This is a genomic window from Bartonella vinsonii subsp. berkhoffii ATCC 51672 (genome assembly GCF_902825225.1).
Taxonomy (GTDB): Bacteria; Pseudomonadota; Alphaproteobacteria; order Rhizobiales; family Rhizobiaceae; genus Bartonella; species Bartonella berkhoffii.
On the sequence record NZ_CADEAK010000265.1, the window covers coordinates 1 to 404 of the forward strand.

General features: G+C 41.8%; 1 protein-coding gene. It reads right to left on the reverse strand.

The window, feature by feature from the left end; all coding sequences use genetic code 11:
* The coding region (locus tag J7R10_RS09200; RefSeq protein WP_208436521.1) for an efflux RND transporter permease subunit at positions 1 to 404 on the reverse strand (404 nt) is incomplete at both ends.

Here is a 404-nt window from a genome sequence, read left to right on the forward strand (position 1 = left end):
TAAGCACAGCAATAATTAATGCAACCTCAACTTCATGAAGAGCACTCTTAATAAAAATAGCATCGTCATTAGGAATACTTATATGGACAGAAGAAGGGAGAACAGTTTTGAGATGCTCAACAACTGCCCGAACATTTTTGGAAATATCAAGAGTATTGGACTGTGCCTTACGCACAATACCCAACCCAATCCCCACCTTTCCGTTTACACGAAGAATAACTGTTTCTACATCAGGGGACAAAGTAACATGCGCCACATCACCAAGACGTACATGAGGCTTTAACACAACTTGTTCAAAAGCTTCTGGTGTTGTTAAACGAGCGGTTGCACGCACAATTAAAGCTTGCTCGGAATTACGCAATGACCCCACAGGTGCATCAGTGGTCATATCAGACAAAACACGT